The organism is Mumia xiangluensis, from assembly GCF_010994095.1.
Classification (GTDB): Bacteria; Actinomycetota; Actinomycetes; order Propionibacteriales; family Nocardioidaceae; genus Mumia; species Mumia xiangluensis.
Window position 1 is genome coordinate 334,268 of sequence record NZ_WJYO01000006.1, and the last position, 15,999, is coordinate 350,266.

Below are 15,999 nucleotides of genomic sequence, written 5' to 3' on the forward strand. Positions count from 1 at the left end.
GGCTCCTAGTAGATCGCGTTGATGTTGGCGATGACCGTCGAACCGAGCGCCGCAGAGTCCGAGCAGGTCGCGGCAGAGCGCATGATGCCCATCACGGAAGCACACACCGTCTGGGACGGATACGCGAAGGGCCCGTGAAGGAGCCCGACCGCGTGGCCGGTCTCGTGGCCAGCACTGATTGGGGTGATATTGCCGTTGCCGCGAATCCGCACGTACTGCTGGTCGCAGCGGTACGCGTAATTGTCACTGGGGTCGTTGCACCAGGTCATGCCGATCGTGCCGGCACTCATCCCGGTCGACCCTTCCTGGTACACGACGTCGGTCTCGGCGCTGCCCGAGAAGGTGGGTGAGGCGTCGTAGCTGACGCTCAAGTCGGTGGCGTTGTATTGCGACATCGCCGTCTGCACGTCCGCACGGTCGGGCGCCTCAAGCTCGTACTCGCCGCCGCTGTCCATGTAGTAGGTGAGTGCCGAGTTGTCGGTCTGGCAGGACAGAAGCGCGTCCTGGCCCTGCGCGCACGTGACGTTCGCGGTACCCGTCGGAATGATCATGTCCGGCGAGGGGGCGGCGAATGCCGCCGGTGCCGACGCCAGGGCGAACCCAGCCAGACAAGTGCTCCAGTCCAGAGCAAGACAAGAGGCTTAGCCGCCGCCCGCACCGCCTGTCCCAGACGATAGTTGTTGGGCATTCCTTTGCCTCGTTATCTCGTGGGGAGTCGTAGGGGGCGACAGACACAAGGTATTGAGCGGCCACGGACGAAGCAACGAGAACGCTCGAACGTCATACAGACATCCCAGTTGGTGCCCTGAGCACTTTGCCTTCGTCATACGGCGACGGGGCGCTCCCGCACGAGGGACATGTCGAGCAGCGAGCGGAAGGGACCATCTCGTCGAGCGGCAGGTCCTCTGGGGACGTCCTGACCGACTGGCTCGGCGAGAACATCAGCCCGATCAAGCAACCGCGATCGGCAGCTACGACATCAAGCACCTGGTGGAAGGTGCGAACTGGCAGAACGCGATGAACTGCCAGCTCGGCGCGGGTGGCGGCGTCAGGCCTGCGGGCGAGGCTTCACGGGGCGGATCAGCCCCTCCTGCGCGACAGACGCGACCAGCGAGCCGTCCTCGGCGAAGATGTTCGCGGTCGTGAAGCCGCGCGCGCCGATCGCCGACGGTGACGCCTGGTCGTACAGCATCCAGTGGTCGGCCCGCACCGGACGGTGGAACCACATCGCGTGGTCCAGCGACGCCGGCTGGATCCGCGGGGAGCCGATCGTCAGGCCGTGCGGGACGAGCGAGCTGCCCAGCAGCGTCAGGTCGCTGATGTAGGTCAGCACGCAGGCGTTGAGCACCGGATCGGCGGGCAGCTCTCCCCCGGCGCGGAGCCACAGGCGCTGGATCGCCGGCATCAGCGTGCGTGCGGGATCGTCAGCGTCGCGGTTGTCGCCGACGTACCGGACGTCGAGCGCCGACCACTCCTTGCGCCAGTGCGCCGCGGCACGCTCGTCGACGTAGCCGAGAACCTCCGACAGCGCCGGGGACGCGTCGACCGGAGGGACCTCCGGCATCGCGTTCTGGTGCTCGAAGCCGTCCTCGATCCGGTGGAACGAGGCCGTCATGTAGAAGATGACCTTGCCGTGCTGGCGCGCCGACACGCGACGGGTCGAGAACGAGCCGCCGTCACGGATCCGCTCGACGTCATAGATGATCGGGACGCTCGGGTCGCCGCCGAGCAGGAAGTAGACGTGGAGCGAGTGGACCGGACGGTCCTCCGGGACGCTCCGCGAGGCGGCCATCAGCGCCTGCGCCGCGACCTGCCCGCCGAACACACGCGTCAGCGTGCTGCCCTCGGGGTGCGTACCGCGATAGAGGTCCTCCTCCAACCGCTCCAGGTCGAGAAGGTCAACGAGCTGTTCGATGGTTGCCGGCACGGACGCCATCGTCTCACGCACCGTGCGTGCCGTGCCGGACCACCGCGCAGGGGTCGCCGCGATGTGACGGGGGCTACTCGCCGGCGCCCGGCTCCTTGCGGTCGAGCTGCGCGAGGAACTCCTCGAACTGGGACCCGATCTCGTCACCGGTCGGCAGCTCGGACTCGTCGGCGACCAGCGGCGGCTCGACGGCCGAACGCGTCATCTGGTCGTACTGGCGCTCCAGGTTGGCCAGCACGTCGCCGCCGTCCTGCTCCTCGACCTGCTTGTGGATGTCGGCGACCGTCTCGGCCTGCTGGAGCCGCAGCTCCTCCAGGTCGAAGTGCAGCCCCGTACGGCCGGCCACGGCCTCCAGCAGCGCGACGGACGCGCTCGGGTACTCGACCTGCGCGACGTACTGCGGGACGTGGGCGACGTAGCCGACCGAGTCGTGCCCCCACTCCCCCAGCCGGATCTCGAGGACCGAGTGGATGCTGGCGGGCACGACCACCTGGGCGCGGAAGAGGTTCTTGCGATCGAGCAGCTCACGACGGCTGGCGTGGTTGGTGATGACCGACGGGCGCGTGTGCGGGACGCCCATGGGGACGGCGCCCAGACCGATCACGAGCTCGACGCCGTACTCCTCGACGATCTCGTGGACCTCCTCGGCGAACTGCTCCCACCGGAAGTCCGGCTCGGGGCCGCTCAGCACCAGGTACGGGGCGCCGTTGTCGTCGTGGTGGGCGCGCAGCTCGAGGGAGGGGCGGTCGTACTCGGCGTACCGGTCGCGGTCGAAGACCATCGGAGGCCGGCGAGCCCGGTAGTCGAAGTAGTCGTCGAGGTCGAACTCGTGGACGACCTCACCCTCGTCGCGCGACTGGAGGTGCTCCACCGCGAGCCGCGGGGCGGACCCGGCGTTGAGGAAGCCGTCGAACGCGAACAGCAGGGAGGGGCGTACGCCGTCGGGGATCTGGTCGAACACCCCGGCCTCGCTGCGCCCTGGCCTCAGCCGAGCAAAGAACCTCCGCATCACGACACCTCCCAACGTCGACCGGACGTGCCGTATTCCCCCTGACGGGGACCGGCAGCGCCCGCTCAGCGGGGCCGGTGGCACGCCCTCCAGCCTACGTCGGGGGTGCCGACGGCTCGTCAGCGGCCGTCCGCTCACCGACCCCGCCGAGGCGGCTGTGCCGACGCCCGTAGGCGAAGTAGACGACGAAGCCGAGCGCCATCCACACGAGGAACCGGACCCAGGTCTCCCCGACCAGGTTGAGCATCAGGTAGACGCACGCGATCACGGCGAGCACGGCAACCAGGGTCGCCGCAGGGACCCGGAAACCGCGCTCGAGATCGGGGCGTGTGCGGCGCAGGACCACCACACCGACGCTGACCAGGACGAACGCGAACAGCGTCCCGATGTTGACCAGGTCGGCCAGCGTCGAGAGGTCGACGAAGCCCGAGATGGCGGCGACGGCGAGACCGGTGATGATGGTGATCCGGTACGGCGTGCGGTGCGTCGGGTGCGTCCGTGCAAGCCACCGTGGGAGCAGGCCGTCGCGCGCCATGGCGAACGCGACGCGGGTCTGGCCGAGCATGAGGATCATCACGACGACGACGAGACCGATGCAGGCTCCGACGGAGATCACGTCACCCATCCAGGTGACCCCCACGGAGTCGAAGGCGGTCGCCAGTGGCGCGCCGTCGTTGGGGTCGATGTCGCGGAAGTCCTGCATGCCGGTGATCACGAGGCTCACGGCCATGTAGAGGACGGTGACGATCGCCAGCGAGCCGAAGATGCCGATCGGGACGTTGCGCTGCGGGTCGTGGGTCTCCTCGGCGGTGGTGGCGACGACGTCGAAGCCGATGAACGCGAAGAAGACGATCGCGGCGCCGGCGAAGATCCCGGCGGCCCCGTAGACGGCGGGCTCGAGGCCGAGCAGCGTCTGGATCAGGGGAACCTTCAGCCAGCCACCCTCGCCAGCGGCGGGCGGCTCCGACGGCGGGACGAACGGCGACCAGTTCTGGGCGTCGATGTACTTGATGCCCGCGATGATCACGAGCAGGACGACGGCGATCTTGATGGCCACGACGACCTGGTTGATCCGGCTGGAGAACTTGATGCCCTGGATCAGCACCCACATCACCAGCAGGGAGATCACGATCGCCGGGATGTCGACGACCCCGGACCCTGCCGCCGTACGCAGCTGCTCCGGGAGCTCCAGGAAGGTGCCTTCGACGAGGTTGTTCCAGTACGACGAGAAGCCGGACGCCAGCGCTGCCGAGCCCACGGTGAACTCGAGCACGAGGTCCCAGCCGATCGTCCAGGCGATCAGCTCGCCGAACGTCGCGTACGAGAACGTGTAGGCGCTGCCGGCCACCGGCACCGTCGACGCGAACTCGGCGTAGCACAGGGCCGCGAGCCCACAGGCCAGCGCCGCGACCAGGAACGAGATTGCGATCGCGGGTCCGGCGGTGGTCGCGGCCGCCTGACCGGTCAGGACGAAGATCCCGGCGCCGATGATCACGCCGACGCCGAACACGATCAGGTCGATCGCGCCGAGGTTCCGGTTGAGCCTGGTCTCCGGGTCGTCGGTGTCCTTGATCGACTGCTCGACGGATTTCGTACGGAAGAGCTCGCTCTTGGCCATCGTGTCCCCCTTCTCGGGGCCACTATGCACCGTGGCGGCGCCTCCGGCAGGTCAGAGCCGCGCGAGCGCGTCTGCCGCGATCGCGTCTGCCGTCAGCCCCATCCGCTCCAGCAGCACGTCGCGCTTGGCGTGGTCGAAGAACTCCTGCGTCACCCCGTGGACGCGGACCGGGGTGCGGACGTCGGCATCGGCGAGCATCTGGGCGAGCACCGATCCCATGCCGCCGACGCGTCCGCTGTCCTCGACCGTGACGAGGAGCCGGTGGCGTGCCGCGAGGTCGACCAGCGCGGGGTCCAGCGGCTTGATCCACCGCGGGTCGACGACGGTGACGCCGACCCCCCTGGAGACCAGCAGCGCGGCGGCGTCGAGCGCCTGGCGGGTCATCGGGCCGGCAGCGACGATCAGGACGTCCTCGGCGCCCTCGCGCAGGAGGACGTCGCAGCGTCCGACCGTGCCGACGGCATCGATGTCGGCAGCGACGGCCCCCTTGGGGAACCGCACCACGGTGGGCGCGTCGTCGACGGAGACGGCCTCGCGGAGCAGCTCGCGCAGACGGGAACCGTCCCGCGGCGCCGCGAGCTGGAGGGTCGGGACGACCTGGAGGATCGACATGTCCCACATGCCGTTGTGGCTCGGCCCGTCGTCGCCGGTGACCCCGGCGCGGTCGAGCACGAACGTCACACCGCACTTGTGCAGCGCCACGTCGAGCAAGACCTGGTCGAAGGCGCGGTTGAGGAACGTCGCGTAGATCGCGACGACGGGGTGCAGCCCGCCCATCGCCAGCCCGGCGGCGCTCGTCACGGCGTGCTGCTCGGCGATGCCCACGTCGTACGTGCGGTCGGGGAACTTGTCCGCGAACGCGTCGAGGCCGGTCGGCGACAGCATCGCGGCGGTGATCGCGACCACGTCGTCCCGCGAATCGCCGATGCGGACCACCTCGTCGCGGAAGACCGAGGTCCACGACGTGGGCTCCACCGCCAGGGACTCACCGGTGAGGCGGTCGAACGCCTTCGCCTGGTGCATCTGGTCCTCTTCGTTGGCGACCGCGATGTCGTAGCCCTGGCCCTTGGTGGTGATCACGTGCACGATCACCGGGCCGCCGAAGGTCCGTGCCTGCTCGAGGGCCTTCTCGACGCCCGGACGGTCGTGGCCGTCGATGGGGCCGACGTACTTGAGGCCGAGGTCCTCGAACATGCCCTGCGGGTAGAGCGCGTCCTTGAGGCCCTTCTTGATCGCGTGGAGGGCCTCGTACGCGGCGTTGCCCACCGCGTTGGTGTTGGAGAGCCGGTCGCGCACGGCACGCAGCGTGGGCTCGTAGCGGGGGTTCGTCCGGAGCTTGGCGAGGTGGTTCGCGAGGCCGCCGACGGTGGGGCGGTAGGAGCGGCCGTTGTCGTTCACGATCACGACAAGGCGGTTGTCGTTGCCTGCGGCGATGTTGTTGAGCGCCTCCCAGGCCATGCCTCCCGTGAGTGCGCCGTCGCCGATGACGGCGACGACGTGGTCGGGGCGACCCTGGACCGTGTTGGCCTTCGCGAGCCCGTCGGCGTAGGAGAGGCTCGTCGACGCGTGCGAGTTCTCGACGACGTCGTGGGGCGACTCGGCCTGGCTCGGGTAGCCGGACAGCCCGCCCTCCGTCCGCAGGTGCTCGAACCCCGCCGCACGGCCGGTGAGCATCTTGTGGACGTACGCCTGGTGGCCGGTGTCGAAGATCACCCGGTCCCGCGGCGAGTCGAAGACGCGGTGGATGGCCATGGTCAGCTCGACGACCCCCAGGTTGGGGCCGAGGTGCCCGCCGTGCGTCGCGACCGCGACGATCAGGCGCTCGCGGATCTCCTCGGCGAGCGCGTCGAGCTCGGCGTCGGTGAGGCCCCGCAGATCACTCGGCTGGCTGATCTGGTCGAGCGTGGTCATGGTCCTCCGCGGATGTGGGTGGGCGTCATTCGATCTTAGGCCATGGTGCCCACCCGCCCACGGACCGTGCACGCATGCCTCCTGCGCTGCGACAGCGGGGCCGGACCGCGCGCAAACCTGCCGCCTGTGACCCGGCACGCGCCTAGCGTGAACGGTGGTCCCCCTGATTCCAGCGGGGTGCGCCATGAGCCAGTCCTTCCAGCAACCGCCGCCGCCTCCGTGGGCGGCACCACCAGGCGCCTCCCTCGACGTGCAGGCGCTGCGCCACCCGACCGAGTCGTCACGGTTCGCGCTCGCACTGGTCGCCACGGCAGCCAGCACGGCGATCGTGCTGCTCCTGGTGCTCGGCGCCCTCACCACCGCTGGTCAGGCGGCGTACGTCGTGGGCCTGGTCGTCGTGCTCGTTCTCGCGTGGGTCACGATCCAGATCTGGCGGGTGCGGCTCCTGGCCGACGCGATCCGGGTCGACGCGGCGACGCTGCCCCACCTCGACCGGATCCTGCAGGACGTCCGCGAGCGGCTCGCGTTCGACCGCCGCGTGGACGTCTTCGTCGTCGACAAGCTGGGCCGGGTCGTCCGCGGCGAGACCCGCACGACCATGACGACGACGTTCTTCGGCGTGCGCGTCATCCTCGTCGAGGCCGGGCTCGTCGGGGATCTGCGCAATGTCGAGGACCGGCAACGCTGCACCTTCCTCATGGCCACGCTGCTCGGGGCGCTGAAAGCCCGTCACACGCAGTGGAGCGCGGTCCTCGAGGTGCTCCACACGCTCAAGCTCACCGTGATCGTCGCACCGCTGGTCACCCCGTGGTTGCGCGCAACCGTCTACACCGGGGACCGCCTCGCGTACGCCTGCACCGGCGACCTCGACGTGAGCCTGAAGGCGGCCTACCAGTCGCTGGTCGGCTCCTCCGTAGCCGCCGACCTGCAGGCCACCGGCCTGGTCGGCCAGGCCCTCACGGTCCGGCGCAACCCGATCCTGCGGGTCGCCCAGCTCTTGCGCAGCTCACCCCACGTCCCGAACCGCTACCTCGAGCTGCTCGGGTTCGCCGAGGCGTACCAGGGTGGCGCGTACGCACACTTCCGGCAAGGGCTCGCCGCGCACACGGGCGACCTCGACCACGTCGTCGCCCGTCACCGCAGGCGTCGCGACCACGCGGGGCTCGTCCCGCTCGCGTTCACCGTCTCGGCGATCCTCGTCCTGGCCGGCGTCGGCGGGGCCTTGGCGCTGTCGGGCGCCTTCGACGACGCCGGGACTCCGCGCGTCGGTCCCACGACTCCCGCGCCCACCACGACGGAACCGACCTTCACGACGGAGCCGACCTTCACGCCTGCCGACGCGCTGCTCGCCTACGTGCCCGCGACGCTGCAGGGCGGATGCGCGAGGACCGACCCCACCGACTACGGGGCGGCCGCGGTCGCGTCGTACGCGTGCCCGTCCGGCGCGGAGCCGACCCTGACCTACGTCGCCTTCTCGTCACCCGCGGACCTCCAGCAGGTCTTCGAGGGCTATGTGACCGGCACGTTCGACACCGACTGCGGCAACGGGATCATCAGCTCGGTCGCGTGGGTCGGCACGGACGGCCTGGAGCAGGGCGACGTGATGTGCCTGTCCACCGACGCCGGCGTGAACGTGGTCTGGACGGACGAGGAGCAGGGTGTCCTCGGGTTCGCCTCGTCGTCCGTGATGGGCGCCGGTGACCTCCTCGCGTGGTGGGACAGCACGGTCCGGCCTTAGGTGCGCGAAGGACGACGACCGGGTGAGGCGGTCAGCCTCACCCGGTCGCCGGTCGTACGGAGGGCGCTCAGCGGCGCACGCGCACCGTCACGGCCTTAGAGGTCGCGGCCCCGTCGATCGTAGATCCGGCGTACACGGCCCGGAGGTGGTGCTTGCCCGTGCCTCTCAGGCGGATCGTCGTCCTGACGGTGGCGCCTCGCACCGTGATGGTCTTGACCGTACGGCGGCCGTCGACGATGCGGACGAAGCCGGCTCCCTGCCGTACGCCGCCGAGTCTCACGGTGACGGCGAGACGCTTGCCGGGCTTCACGACCGTGCGGCCGACGGCGAGGTGCGCCGACGTCGTGGACTTCCTGACCGCGACCGTCACGACGCCGCTGGTGCTCGGTGCGCTCAGCGTCCCGCCGGCGTAGGTCGCGACCAGGCGGTGCGTCCCGGGACGCAGGCCGCGGACGTCGATCCGGGCCGTGCCCGAGGTGACGGCCGCGCTCCCGACGACGGCGTTGCCGTCGCGCAGCGTCACCCGGCCGTCGAGGCTGACGCCCGTGCCTCCAGCCACCGTGACCGTGGCTCGCACCACGGACCCGTACGGCGCGCTCGAGGCGCTGACCGACAGGCTCGTGCGGGTGGCCAGCTCGCGGGCGAAGACCTTGCTCGCGGCGCCCAGCCTCAGGAAGACCGTCTCGCCCGTGGCGTCCTTGAGACCGTCGTTGTCGGTGACCGCGTAGACCTGGCCGTTGCGACCGATCGTGAGGCCCTCGAGCTTCTCCTGCGTCCAGCCCTTCGTCGCACGCAGGTCGGGCAGCACGTCGTGCGCGAGCCGCTTCTCGAGCGGCGTCAGCCCGCTCGCGCTCTCCTTCGCCGGGATGTCGACGGTGTACACGCGCTTGATCCGGGCGTCCGGGCCGTTCAGCTTGTCGCGCTCGATGACGGCGAGGGTGTCGCCGTCGACTGCGGAGACCTCGGAGAGGCCGACCCAGTCGACGCCGCCACGGCGGGGCGACGAGAGCGGGTACGCGTACCAGTGCCACGAGGCGTCGGCCACGTCGTAGCGTCCGATCCGAGCGACGTCGTCACCGTCGACGGTGCCGTCGGTGCTGGCCGGGTCGGTCCACAGCGGACGTTGCAGCGCGACCCACACGTGCTCGCCGGCCTTGTCGTTCGTCGCGGTGACACCCTCGAGACCCCACTTGCCGACGTGCGCGGAGACGTCCGTCGGCAGGGCGACCCGCTGCTGGACGGCACCCGCCGCGTCCGTACGGACCAGCGCGTTCTGCGGGCCGGTCGCACCCTCCGAGGCGAGCCAGAAACCACCCTGCGGACGGGCGAAGAGGCCCTCCACGTCGAGCGCTGCCGGAGCGCCTGCCTCCGTGACGGGGATCGCGCGGGTGATCTGGGCGGGCGTCTTCGAGACGTCGACCGAGTAGAGCGAGGCCGACTTCAAGGCGGCGTCGGACGCCGTCCAAAGACGGTTGGCATCCGCCGGGTCGGCCGACAGAGCACCGAGCGCGGTCCAGCCGATCGGAGCGCCTGCCGCCTCTGTCGAGACGATCGACGGGAACTGCGGGGCGCCCTTGCCGAGCCGGAACAGGCTCACCGAAGCACGGACCGCGACGCTGGCGACGTCCGTCTCGCTGGAGACCGCGAGGAGGTCGCGCCCCGGGACCGGGAGCAGCCCCTCAGGACCGTTGGTGGTCGGGAGGACCTGCTTCTGCACCGGCTTCGTCGGGTCGGACACGTCGTACACGGCGACGAAGTTGCTGCGCTCGGAGCCGACGAACGCGTACGGCGTGCCGTCGAACGTCGCGATGGCCAGCCCCTCGGGCTCGGCACCCTTCTTGGCGGCGCGGTCCTCGTTGGCGAGGCCGTGGCGGATCGCGGTGCGCTCGAACGTGCTGCCGGCGTCCCACACGACGTCGCCGTCGGTGTCGAAGATCGTCCAGCCACGCGACCCGCCGCGCCAGTCGCCCTCGTTGGCGGTGGCGAGGTGGTCGTCGTCGACCCAGCCGATGGCGTCGGGCTCACGCGGGACGTCGGTGATCGTGTCGGTCGGGCGGATCGCGCCGTCCTTCTTCGCGTCAACGCCCTCGACCGTCACCGAGCCGGCGGAGAAGACCTTCGTCAGCTCGCGGGTGTCCAGGTCGATCAGCGCGACGGCGTTGTTCTCCTGGAGCGTCACGGCGAGCTCGTCACGGCTGTTGATCGAGACGTACTCAGGCTCGGGGTCGGTCGGCGCGGTGGCACCGGCGGCAACCATCTCGGGCAGCGCCGTACCGTCCGGGTTGACCAGCTCCACCCGCTCCGTCGTCCAGTCGGCGGGACCGCCGTTGAGATCAAGCACCTGGACGAAGCCTGCCGGGAGCTGCGGGAGGTCGCCCTCGTCGCCGCCCGGCGGCGTCGCCTCCTCGTCGCGCTGGTTCTCGATCGCGATGGCGGCGACGCTCTCGTCGGCGTTGACCGCGATGGAGTCGGGCTGCCCCTCGAGATCGATGCTGCGGATCCGCTTGCCGTTGGAGAGGCGTACGACGTCGAGCCGGCCGGACGGATCCGTGAAGGACGCGCTCGTGTCGACGACCACCAGGACGTACGGGCCGACCACGGCGACCGAGGTCGGCTGGTCGTCGACGTCGCCGAGCTGAGCGAGCGACAGCGTGCCGTCGGGCTGCGGGTCGGACGGGTTGCTGATGTCCACGAAGCCGATGCGCTTGCCCAGCGCGTCGGTGTAGACCAGGGTCTTGCCGTCAGCGGAGACGTCGGAGATCTCGGCGACGGTCTCGGCCGCGGGCGAGACGTCTCCGGAGACGTTGCGGTACACGGGGAACGTGGCCGTGCGGTGGAAGGCGGACGCCGGGGCAGCGGCCGCGCCGGACGCGGTCGTCGCGGCGGGCGACGGCGTCGACGACGCAGTCGCAGCCGGGACGACGGCGGCGATCAGCGCAGCCGCCGTCAGACCTCCGGCGGCGTGGCGGAGCATGCGTGACAAGGAGGGCTCCTCATTCGGGGGTGATATCGCCCCGACCCTTTCGCGCGCCAGGCAACGGCCTCCCAACCGTCGGTGAACTCCTGGCGACGTACGGCCCAACCCTCGCGACCGCTGCGTCGCCATCAGCGCGACGCAGCGGGACAGGGCTCAGTCCGTCACCGTCCGCAGGTCCGCGACCTCGGTGCCGAGCACCGCCTCGACCGCAGGCAGCGCATCGCTCACCGCTGACTCGTCCGGCACCCTCTCTCCGGGCAGCGGGAGCACCTCGACGTCGATGCGGCTCCCCCGCGGCACGATCCGCCACTGCGCGGTGATGCGGGTGCCGTCGAGCACGATCGGCGTCGTCGTGCCGTTGATCCGGTTGAAGATCCGGGCCATGTTGTCGAGCGCGGTGAACCGGCCACGCTCGGGCCCGCTGCCTTCGAACCCCAGCAGGAGGCCGTCGAACTCGGGCAGCAGACGCACGCCACCGGCGTACGCGCTGCCGTCCGGGGCGTCGGCGAGATCGAGGTAGGTCGTCCCGCCGGCCCCTTCGATCTGCACGACCTCGTCACCGAGCGCGGCGATCGCGGCATCGACCGGGCGGAGGTTGTCCCCCAGCCACCACGCGATGTCGCGGCGGGTCGCGGGGCCGTACGCGCCGAGGTGGACGCGGACGAGCTCGCGACGCGCCACGTCGGGGTCGTGGTCGTCGGCGGCGACGGCGTACACGTGGGTCGCCAACCGGTGCAGCGTGTCGGTGCGGGTGTGCCAGCGGCGGTCCGGCGGGCGGCGTACGAGCTGCGGCGAGCCCCAGACCAGGTTGCGCGCGTGGGAGTCGGCGACCGTGCCGTGCCCGTCGGACTCCTGCTCTGCCACCCAGTCGGCCACGTGGGCGACGAGCGCGTCACGGTCACGCCAGTCGTCGCTGGCGTACGACGAGCTCTCCGCGCGCACGTCCGTCGCCGTGAGGCGGTCGAGCCGCAGCGCCTTCGGTAGGCCGAGGTCGAGCCGCGGGCCGGCGACGGCGGCAGACCACGCGTGCTGACGTGCGGTCGAGCTGTGCACGGTGCCTCGCAGCGTGGTGCCCTTGACGAGCGCGTACGACTCGAACGCCTCCACCACCGTCTCGTGGGTGACGCCGGGGAGGCGCGACGCCGCGAACAGGAACGCGGCCCGCGGCACCTGCGTCTGGACCGGCCCCAACGCGGCGTACAGGGCGACGAGGTCGTCGACCCCCGTCCCGGTCGGCGTCGGGAACTGCCGGGCCAGGGTCCGCAGCGCGAGGTCGTCGGGTGCGACGCGTGCACTCATGGTTCGATGCCTCCATGTCAGGGTCGTACGACGCCACGTGCACGTTCTGCCGGGTCGTGGCGGGTGAGGTCGATGCCCCCATCGTGTACGAGGACACCGACACGATCGGGTTCCTGGACCATCGTCCCGTGTTCAAGGGCCACGTCCTGGTCGTCCCGCGCGACCACGTCGTGACACTGCCGGACCTGCCTGCCGAGCGCCTGGGGTCGTACTTCGCCGTTGTCCAGCACGTGGCGCGGCTCCTCCCGGAGGCGCTCGGGGCGCAGGGCACCTTCGTCGCCGAGAACAACGTCGTCTCGCAGTCGGTGCCGCACCTGCACGTCCACGTCGTCCCACGGACCAAGGGCGACGGGCTGCGGGGGTTCTTCTGGCCGCGGACGAAGTACGCCGCGGGCGAGGCCGCCGCGTACGCCGACCGGATCCGCGCCGCGCTCGCGACGTGAGCGCTCGCGTGCCGAGGCGCTTCAGCCCAGGTCCACGTACCGCCCTCGCAGGTGCGCGAGCGCCGGTGCGTCCGCGCCGATCTCGACGTGCTCGACCGTGCCGTCGACGAGCAGCGGCCACCCGACCTGCCGGGGCGGAGCCACCACCCGCGCGCCCAGCCACGCGGTCGCCGACGCCAGCACCGGCCCGTACGGCGTCTCGTCCCAGCTGCCCAGGGTGAACGGACCGCCCGGAGCCGGCGCGGTCCCGGCGAACGGGTCGGCCAGCGCCCGGTCGCGCGCGCCGAGCACGTTGACGACGAAGGTCTCCCCCGGCTCGAGCGCGTCGGCGAGGTCGCTGTCCTCGTCGACGAGCATCAGCAGGTGAGCGGGGTCCCCGTCCGCCACCACGAGCGACGAGACCGTCAGGCCGACGCGCGACGACCCCGCACCCGCCGTGCAGACCGTCACCGCCTGCGCCAGCCGGCCGCGCAGCCGCCGAAGCGGGTCACGCTCGCCCTCCGGGGGTAGGAACGGGTGCTCGGAGTGGATGGTCACCCCGCCAGCGTACGAGTCGGGCGGCGGTCGGCGTTGCAAGAACGTCGGTGCCGTGCGCCAGGATGGTGGCGTGCGCTTCACCGACGAGCAACGCCGCCACCGCCTGGTCGTCCGCCACCGGGTCGGCGCCCCGCCACCCGCGACGCCGCCGTCCGTCGAGGAGATCGTCGACGGGGTGCTGGTGCTTCACGCGACCGATCCGGCGACCGTCTACCTGTCGGTGCTCGCACGGTCGTCGGCCGCGACGCTGGACGACGTCCGCGAGGCGATGTACGCACGCCGGTCGATCGTGCGCGTCCTCGCGATGCGCCGGACCCTGTTCGTCGCCGGGCTCGACGACGTGCCGGTCATCCATGCCGCCGCGAGCCTCGGGGTCGCGCGGCGGCTGCGCACCCGGCTGCTCAAGGAGCTCCGTACGGTCCCGACCGACCCGCCGGTCCCCGATCCGGAGGCGTGGCTCGCCCTGGTCGAGGACGGCGTCGACGCGGCGCTGCGCGCTGCCGGGACGGCGACCGGCGCGCAGCTGAGCACAGCCGTGCCCCAGCTCCGTACGGCGATCCTGCCGACCACGGACAAGGCGTGGGACGTCCGCCGTACGGTCACCTCCCCCACCCTCGCGCTCCTGTCTGCCGAGGGCCGGATGGTCCGCACGGAGCCGCGCGGCGCGTGGACGTCACGTCACCACACGTGGGCCCCGATCGAGGCCTGGTTCGAGGGCGGCCTCCCGGAGCTCGACGAGGCCGAGGCACGCACGCGGCTCGTCGAGCGGTGGCTCGAGGTCTTCGGTCCCGCGACCGTCGACGACGTGCAGTGGTGGACCGGCTGGAACAAGACCGACACCCGTGCGGCGCTCGCCCGGCTCGCCCTGGTCGACGTCGAGCTCGACACGGGGCCGGGCATCGCGCTCCCCGGCACCGAGCCCGTCGACCCGCCCGCTCCGGGAGCCGCACTGCTTCCGGCGCTCGATCCGACGCCGATGGGCTGGAAGGAGCGCACCTGGTACCTCGGCGCGCACCGCGAGCGCCTCTTCGACCGGATGGGCAACATCGGTCCGACCGTGTGGTGGGACGGCCGCGTGGTGGGCGGCTGGGCGGTGCGGTCCGACGGCGAGGTCGTCCACCGGTTCCTCGAGGACGTCGGCAGCGACGCGGTCGAGGCGGTCGAGGCCGAGGTCGAGCACCTGCAGGCACGGCTCGGTGGCGCAACCTTCACCACGAGCTTCCCGACGCCGCTGGAGCGTGAGCTGCGCGCCTGAGAGGACGGTGGCGGGTTCAGCGCGGGAGGGGTGCTGCGCGCACCTGCGCCAAGGCGCCCTCGGCCGCACTGCTGACAGCGAGCGGGTCGGACATCATCGCGCCGAACGCCAGCTCGCCCGCTCCGACGATCACCGAGTCCCGACCGAGTCCCGGCAGCAGCACCTCGGTCCGGCGGTCCTCGGAGTCGAGCGTCCCGCGGCGCACCTCGGCGTCGACATCGTCCCGTACGGCGGGATAGAGCGCGCTGAGAAGCCCTCCGAGGATCACAGCCTGGGGGTCGAAGATGTTGATGAGGTTCGTGATCCCGACGCCGAGCATGAGCCCGACCTCGCGCAGCGGCGGAGACGGCGTGTCGACCTCGTCGAGCAGGTCCACCAGGTGCGCGATCTCGTGCGAGGGGGTCCCGAGCGCGTCCGCCACCGCGAGAGCGCCGATCTCGGCCTCCCAGCAACCGCGGTTGCCGCAGCGGCAGCGGCGTCCGTCGACCGTGATCCGCATGTGGCCGACCTCGCCCGCGTAGCCGACGGTGCCGAGCAGCCTGCGGCCGCGCGTGATCAGGCCCCCGCCGACACCCACGTCGCCGGACAGGTACACGACGTCGGTCATGCCACGGGCGACGCCGCGCGCGTGCTCGGCGAGGACACCCAGGTTCGCGTCGTTGCCGATCACGACCGGGATCGCTCCCCCGATGCGCTGCTCGAGCAGGTCGCTGAACGCGACGTCGGACCACGAGAGGTTCGGGGCGTAGTGGATGCGACCGTCCTCGGTCGAGACGATGCCGGGCATCCCGACGCCGATCCCGACCAGCAGCGCGTCGTCGGCCACGTCGGCCAGCAGGTCCGCCGCCGTGCGTACGACCTCGTCCGCAGCGTCGTCGGGGTTCGATCCGGGCGCCATCGGAGCGGAGCGTCGTCCGAGGACCGCGCCGCCGAGACCGATCCGGGCGAGCTCGATGCTCTCGACCCGCAGCTCGACGGCGATCACGCAGACCTCGCGCTCGCCCGGGCGTACATGCAGCGAAGGACGGCCGGCACCCTGCCGGTCACCGCGGGGCGTCGCCTGCGCCACGACACCGAGCCGCTCGAGCTCGGCGACGAGGGCTGCGATCGTCGAGCGGTTCAGATCCATGCGCGTGGTCAGCGCAGCGCGGGACACGTCACCGTCGCGGTGGACGTGTCCGAGCAGGGTGCCCAGGTTGTGGCGGCGTACCGCCTCCTGGTTGGCTCCCTTGCCGGTCGGTCGCTGCTGCTGCAGAGGCACGTGCCCTCCTCGCTCAGATCTCGG

General features: G+C 71.3%; 12 protein-coding genes. 3 read left to right on the top strand and 9 right to left on the bottom strand.

What is annotated here, in order from left to right:
• Positions 1–5: 5 nt before the first annotated feature.
• The 5 genes from GH747_RS19330 to dxs all read right to left on the bottom strand — a co-directional run bounded on the left by GH747_RS19330 (position 6) and on the right by dxs (position 6,465).
• Positions 6–551: a hypothetical protein gene (locus tag GH747_RS19330; RefSeq protein WP_149771253.1), complete on the bottom strand. Its 546-nt coding sequence runs from the start codon at positions 549–551 to the stop codon at positions 6–8.
• A 497-nt stretch (positions 552–1,048) separates the two neighbouring features.
• A complete protein-coding gene (locus tag GH747_RS19335; RefSeq protein ID WP_149771254.1) occupies positions 1,049–1,927 on the bottom strand; it encodes an acyl-CoA thioesterase in 879 nt (292 codons plus the stop codon).
• A 73-nt stretch (positions 1,928–2,000) separates the two neighbouring features.
• On the bottom strand, positions 2,001–2,936 hold the full coding sequence (locus tag GH747_RS19340; protein ID WP_149771255.1) for a PAC2 family protein: 936 nt from the start codon (positions 2,934–2,936) through the stop codon (positions 2,001–2,003).
• A 94-nt stretch (positions 2,937–3,030) separates the two neighbouring features.
• Positions 3,031–4,554 (bottom strand): amino acid permease, encoded by a 1,524-nt coding sequence (locus tag GH747_RS19345; RefSeq protein ID WP_149771256.1) that lies wholly within the window; start codon positions 4,552–4,554, stop codon positions 3,031–3,033.
• Between the two features lie 51 nt (positions 4,555–4,605).
• A complete protein-coding gene (dxs, locus tag GH747_RS19350; protein WP_149771257.1) occupies positions 4,606–6,465 on the bottom strand; it encodes a 1-deoxy-D-xylulose-5-phosphate synthase in 1,860 nt (619 codons plus the stop codon).
• A 184-nt stretch (positions 6,466–6,649) separates the two neighbouring features.
• On the opposite strand from dxs, the gene GH747_RS19355 reads away from it, so the two are divergent.
• The gene (locus GH747_RS19355) at positions 6,650–8,203 is read left to right on the top strand and encodes a M48 family metalloprotease (RefSeq protein ID WP_153816638.1); all 1,554 of its coding nucleotides are present in this window, start codon (positions 6,650–6,652) and stop codon (positions 8,201–8,203) included.
• A 67-nt stretch (positions 8,204–8,270) separates the two neighbouring features.
• Here the strand turns inward: GH747_RS19355 and GH747_RS19360 are convergent, their stop codons facing one another.
• Positions 8,271–11,177: an esterase-like activity of phytase family protein gene (locus tag GH747_RS19360; RefSeq protein WP_228553016.1), complete on the bottom strand. Its 2,907-nt coding sequence runs from the start codon at positions 11,175–11,177 to the stop codon at positions 8,271–8,273.
• A 156-nt stretch (positions 11,178–11,333) separates the two neighbouring features.
• Positions 11,334–12,479 carry a DNA glycosylase AlkZ-like family protein gene (locus GH747_RS19365; protein WP_149771259.1) on the bottom strand — a complete coding sequence of 382 codons (1,146 nt, stop codon included), beginning with the start codon at positions 12,477–12,479 and terminating at the stop codon, positions 11,334–11,336.
• Between the two features lie 14 nt (positions 12,480–12,493).
• Between GH747_RS19365 and GH747_RS19370 the strand changes: the two genes are divergently transcribed.
• Positions 12,494–12,922 carry an HIT family protein gene (locus GH747_RS19370; protein WP_149771260.1) on the top strand — a complete coding sequence of 143 codons (429 nt, stop codon included), beginning with the start codon at positions 12,494–12,496 and terminating at the stop codon, positions 12,920–12,922.
• Positions 12,923–12,943: 21 nt separating this feature from the next.
• On the opposite strand, the gene GH747_RS19375 is transcribed toward GH747_RS19370, so the two are convergent.
• Positions 12,944–13,459 (bottom strand): flavin reductase family protein, encoded by a 516-nt coding sequence (locus tag GH747_RS19375; RefSeq protein ID WP_149771261.1) that lies wholly within the window; start codon positions 13,457–13,459, stop codon positions 12,944–12,946.
• A gap of 70 nt (positions 13,460–13,529) precedes the next feature.
• Between GH747_RS19375 and GH747_RS19380 the strand changes: the two genes are divergently transcribed.
• Positions 13,530–14,714: a winged helix DNA-binding domain-containing protein gene (locus GH747_RS19380; protein WP_149771262.1), complete on the top strand. Its 1,185-nt coding sequence runs from the start codon at positions 13,530–13,532 to the stop codon at positions 14,712–14,714.
• Between the two features lie 16 nt (positions 14,715–14,730).
• On the opposite strand, the gene GH747_RS19385 is transcribed toward GH747_RS19380, so the two are convergent.
• Positions 14,731–15,975, bottom strand: coding sequence for an ROK family transcriptional regulator (locus tag GH747_RS19385; protein WP_149771263.1), 1,245 nt, complete (start codon positions 15,973–15,975; stop codon positions 14,731–14,733).
• Between the last annotated feature and the right edge of the window lie 24 nt (positions 15,976–15,999).

Coding starts and splice junctions, on each gene's coding strand:
- GH747_RS19330 (WP_149771253.1), bottom strand. CDS start 551: ATGATCATTCCGACGGGTACCGCGAACGTCACGTGCGCGCAGGGCCAG.
- GH747_RS19340 (WP_149771255.1), bottom strand. CDS start 2,936: ATGCGGAGGTTCTTTGCTCGGCTGAGGCCAGGGCGCAGCGAGGCCGGG.
- GH747_RS19345 (WP_149771256.1), bottom strand. CDS start 4,554: ATGGCCAAGAGCGAGCTCTTCCGTACGAAATCCGTCGAGCAGTCGATC.
- dxs (WP_149771257.1), bottom strand. CDS start 6,465: ATGACCACGCTCGACCAGATCAGCCAGCCGAGTGATCTGCGGGGCCTC.
- GH747_RS19355 (WP_153816638.1), top strand. CDS start 6,650: ATGAGCCAGTCCTTCCAGCAACCGCCGCCGCCTCCGTGGGCGGCACCA.
- GH747_RS19360 (WP_228553016.1), bottom strand. CDS start 11,177: ATGCTCCGCCACGCCGCCGGAGGTCTGACGGCGGCTGCGCTGATCGCC.
- GH747_RS19365 (WP_149771259.1), bottom strand. CDS start 12,479: ATGAGTGCACGCGTCGCACCCGACGACCTCGCGCTGCGGACCCTGGCC.
- GH747_RS19370 (WP_149771260.1), top strand. CDS start 12,494: ATGTCAGGGTCGTACGACGCCACGTGCACGTTCTGCCGGGTCGTGGCG.